The organism is Protofrankia sp. Cr1, assembly GCF_963555865.1.
Taxonomy (GTDB): Bacteria; Actinomycetota; Actinomycetes; order Frankiales; family Frankiaceae; genus Protofrankia.
The window spans coordinates 5,735-10,295 of sequence record NZ_CAUVXO010000050.1; the positions used below are offsets into that span (position 1 = coordinate 5,735).

A 4,561-nucleotide genomic window follows, 5' to 3' on the forward strand; every position below is an offset into this window, starting at 1 on the left:
CTGTCCCCGGCTCAGCAGCTGCCCCGCCTCCGCCGCCCACGGTCGCCCCCGCGAACACATCCTGCACGGCGTGACCGCGATTCCCATCGGCTTCCCTGAGGTGTCAACTACCGTGAACGTCCTATGACACCATCAACGTCGCCCGCATCGACGTCTCCGGCGGGACGTCTGCTTGACGGCGTGGTGGACCGCGTTCTGGATGCCGCGCTCGCCGCGATACCGCCAGACGCCGTCGACCCCGCCGCCATGACCGATCGCCCGGGAATGACCGACACCGCCGGCGCGGACGGGGTCGCCGCGCTGCTCGCCCACCGGGTACGTGCCGACTCGGCACGTCCACTGCTGACGTTCTATGACGATGCCACCGGCGAGCGGACCGAACTGTCCGCGGCCACCGTGGACAACTGGGTTGCCAAGACCGCGAACCTGCTCGTGGACACGCTCGGGCTCGCTCCGGGAGACACGATCCGCATCGCGCTGCCGCCGCACTGGCAAACCACGGTGGTGCTCCTCGCAGCGTGGTCGTCCGGCGCGCACGTCACCGTCACCCGGTCCGACGCCGACGCCGACGCCGACGCCGACGCCGACGATCAGAGCGATCCCCCGGCGGCGGTGTTCCTGACCGAACAGACGGCCGACGCCGTGCTCGCGGCGGGCGAGCAGGGCGATGTCGTCGCCCTGTCGTTACGCCCGATGGGCGGACGGCTCGCCCGGCCCATGCCGGGAGTACTCGACTTCGCCGGGGAGGTTCTCGCCCACGGCGACCGCTTCACGCCACCGCGTCCACCGGCAAACCAGCGGATCCTGGTGCGACTGGCTGGCTACTACGCCAGGGCCTGGGACCTCTCCGAACACGACCGCATCCTGACGACGGCCGGTTATGACACGCCGCAGGGGCTTCTCGCCGGGCTGCTCTGTCCCCTGGCCGCCGGGGCGTCGCTCGTCATCTGTCGAAACCTCGACCACACCCTCCTTGACCGCCGGGTCGCCGCGGAGCGTGTCACGGCTGTCTGCGGGCCGATGCCCGGGATGCGGGAAGCAACGTCTGACATACCGGCAGCAGCACCCGGTGTGCCAGCACACACCCCCGCGGGCACCCGTCGTCTCGGGGCGCCACTGCGGTGACCCAGCCGCAGTCAACGCTCGACAATAGCCTGTTGTGAATCTTCTGCCCGGATGATCGACGGTCGGGAGGCGACGCAATGGAGAGCGGGTTCCCGTTCGCGACGCCCGAACACCGGGTATAAGAACGACCGGCACGAGGGGCGTGGATAAAGGAACGGGGCTGGGGTGCGTAGATGGCAGTCTCGAGCGATCTTCGTCTGAGCGTCATCGGTACCGGCTACCTGGGCGCGACCCATGCGGTCTGCATGGCGGAACTGGGATTCGACGTGGTCGGCGTTGATGTGGACCCGGTCAGGATCAGACGTCTCGCCGCCGGCGAGACGCCGTTCTTCGAACCAGGGCTGGAGGAGCTCCTGCGCAAGAACCTGGAGGCTCACCGCCTGCGTTTCACCACGTCCGTGACGGACGCCGCCGCTACCGCGGACGTCCACTTCATCTGTGTAGGGACTCCACAACTTCCCGGGGCGAATGCGGCCGACATGCGCCATGTTGACGCCGCCCTCACCGGGCTGCTCAGAGCTGGGATCCGGCCGGGGGCGCTCATCGTCGGAAAATCCACCGTGCCCGTCGGCACGGCCATGCGACTGGCGGGACAGCTCGACGCCGAGGCCCCCGCCGTGGAGCTGGCGTGGAACCCGGAGTTCCTGCGCGAAGGCTTCACTATTGACGACACCTTGCGGCCCGACCGCCTGGTCTTCGGTCTGCCACCCGACCCGGCCAGAGCACGGGTTGCCGAGGCGGTCCTGCGCCGTGTCTACGCCGCCCTCATCAACGCAGGTGTGCCGGTTGTCGTTGCCGACTATCCCACTGCTGAACTGGTAAAGCTCGCCTCGAACGCGTTCCTCGCAACCAAGATCTCTTTTATCAACGCAATGGCGGAGATCTGCGAGGTCACCGGTGGGGACGTCACCGACCTGTCCACCGCGCTGTCCTACGACAGTCGCATCGGCGGGCAGTTCCTGCACGCCGGTCTCGGCTTCGGTGGGGGCTGCCTACCCAAGGACATCCGTGCGTTCCAGGCCCGCGCGGACGAGCTCGGTGTCGGCCGGGCGCTCGGCTTCCTCGCGGAGGTCGACGCCATCAACTCGCGTCGGCGCACCAGAACCGTGAGCCTGACCACCCGGCTACTGGGCGGGACGGTCGCCAACAAGAAGATCGCCGTTCTCGGGGCGGCGTTCAAACCCAGCTCCGACGACATCCGCGACTCGCCGGCCCTCGACGTCGCGGGCGCCCTACACCGCGCCGGCGCCACGGTAACCGTCTATGACCCGGCGGCGATCCCCAACTGCCGCGCCGCTCACCCCCAGCTGACCTACGCGAACAACGCCGTCCACGCCGCGGTCGGTGCCGACATCCTGCTGCACCTCACCGAGTGGAGCGAGTTCCGTGAACTCGACCCCGCCACGCTCACCCAGGTGGTCGCCGGCGCGATCATCATCGATGGCCGTAACGCCCTGGACCCGGCCGCGTGGCGCGCGGCCGGGTGGGCCTACCACGCCTTGGGCCGGCCCGCCTAAAGGGCCAAAGGGCGCGCGACGATCGTCAGATCGCGCGCCCGGAGGCCTCCGTCCCCGGAGCACTGACCGAGCCGGCGGCCCCAGAATGATCACTCGACGACTTCGTGCAGGGTGCCGCTCGCCACGTCATAGACGAAACCGCGAACCGACCCCGAGGTGACGAGGAAGGGATCGGAGCGAAGTCGCGAGATGGACGCCCGGACGCTCGCCTCAAGATTGGCGAACGTGTGGACGGGCCAGGCCGGGCGGAACCCCGCGTGTTCGAACAGCTTGTCCCGAAATCCATCGTCGGTGATGGTCATCATCCCGCACTGGGTGTGATGCAACAGGATGATCTCCGTTGTGCCGAGCTCGTGCTGGCTGACCGCCAGCGAACGGATCACGTCGTCGGTGACCACGCCGCCGGCGTTTCGCAGGACATGCGCGTCGCCCTCAGCCAGACCCAGCAACGCATGAACGTCCAGGCGAGCGTCCATGCAGGCCAGGACTGCGACACCGGTCGCGGGCCTGGCCGGACGCGCCCGCATCGGCGCGCCATCGGCCTGGCGTGCGGCCGCGAAGGCCCCGGCACGCTCCACCATCGAATCCGTGGCGGTGCGCGAGTGACCGACGGGACCCAGGTGAGCGGTGGTGGTAGTGGTGCGTGCGCCGGCGGCCCGCACTGAGCCTCGGCTGTCGACCATGGTCATCGTGGTGCAACCTCCATCGGCGCGGTGGACACAACAGAACCACGTTCGTCCGTTCGTGCACGGCAGCGTCGCCGGGAACCCACCGGTGCGGCACGCCGCCCCGCCGCGACCCGGTTGGGAACGCTCCGGGACACCGCGTGGCGGGCCGTCACCACAGCCGGCCGAAACAAGGATGACGCGACCACGCCGTTTTCGCCACCAGTACGGACCACCGCGGATCAGAACCCACGTCGCGCCAACCGGACCCGCGATCGAGTCACCAAACGAAGCAGGGGGCATACTTGCCGCAAGGGATCGGCCCTGCGGACGATCCGACGATCGCGGGTCGGGCGTTCTCGCCCGGCTACGACTGTCGGTACACCCGTCCGCAGCCGGCCCGTGCCGGTGAGATCGCCGCCCGGACTACCGTTTCGTGCACGGCGCGGGGTCCGCTCGTACGCCGGGCTTCCGTTGTCCCGCGAAGCATCGGAAAGGGGATCGGGGCTCTCGAGGGCCACTGAGCGGGAACCAATCCAGCCAAGGGTGACCTCATTGTGATCTTTCCGGTCACCGGCGGCGCCAAGGACTTGACAGGCCGACGGTCACGCGATCATGGATGTGCTCGCACGGCCGGCGGCCCCACGTAACCAGGGGGGTGGCGGATGAGTCGGTGGAAACCGTCTGTAGGCTCAGCCGGTGATACAAATCGGTCAACAGCATCCGAAGTGAGCGTGGCACCGGTGGCGGCCAACGCGAAGCAGTCACGTTGGCCGGTACTCGACCACGAGATGGCGAAGTTCGGCGTGATCGGCCTCGCCTGCTACGCCATTGACGTCCTCGTCTTCAACCTGTGCCATGGGCTTGTCGGCATGGACCCGATCAGCGCGAAAACCGTGTCCACCATCGTGGCCGCGACCTGCGCCTACGTCGGCAACCGGCACTGGTCGTTCACGCACCGGGCCAGGACGGGCCTACGACGTGAATACACCCTTTTCGTCATCTTCAACGCCATCGGCCTGGCAATCGCCCTGGGATGCGTCGGGTTTGCCAGCCATGTGCTGAACCTGCACGGCGTGCTTGAGCTCAACCTGGCCGCAAACGTGGTCGGCACCGGGCTCGGCACCATCTTCCGATTCTGGGCATACAAGCGGTGGGTGTTCCTGCACCCCGACGACCCGAAAGCGCTGCTGCACGCCGCAGCCGATGCGCAGCGTCGGCACAGCGTCCCCGAGCCGGCCGGCCGCGCCTAGG

Annotated in this window: 4 protein-coding genes; 3 read left to right on the forward strand and 1 reads right to left on the reverse strand. The window is 68.4% G+C overall.

Annotated elements, in window-relative coordinates; genetic code table 11:
* The first annotated feature begins 123 nt into the window (after nt 1-123).
* Both U9980_RS07120 and U9980_RS07125 read left to right on the forward strand, forming a co-directional pair.
* Nucleotides 124-1,125, forward strand: a complete 1,002-nt coding sequence (locus U9980_RS07120) for a TIGR03089 family protein (RefSeq protein WP_322767205.1) — start codon at nt 124-126, stop codon at nt 1,123-1,125.
* Between the two features lie 173 nt (nt 1,126-1,298).
* Nucleotides 1,299-2,642, forward strand: coding sequence for a UDP-glucose/GDP-mannose dehydrogenase family protein (locus U9980_RS07125; RefSeq protein WP_322747601.1), 1,344 nt, complete (start codon nt 1,299-1,301; stop codon nt 2,640-2,642).
* Nucleotides 2,643-2,731: 89 nt separating this feature from the next.
* Here the strand turns inward: U9980_RS07125 and U9980_RS07130 are convergent, their stop codons facing one another.
* Nucleotides 2,732-3,331, reverse strand: coding sequence for a beta-class carbonic anhydrase (locus tag U9980_RS07130; RefSeq protein ID WP_416210177.1), 600 nt, complete (start codon nt 3,329-3,331; stop codon nt 2,732-2,734).
* A gap of 767 nt (nt 3,332-4,098) precedes the next feature.
* Here U9980_RS07130 and U9980_RS07135 point away from each other — a divergent pair.
* Nucleotides 4,099-4,560: a GtrA family protein gene (locus U9980_RS07135; protein WP_322747611.1), complete on the forward strand. Its 462-nt coding sequence runs from the start codon at nt 4,099-4,101 to the stop codon at nt 4,558-4,560.
* The last annotated feature ends 1 nt before the right edge of the window (nt 4,561 follow it).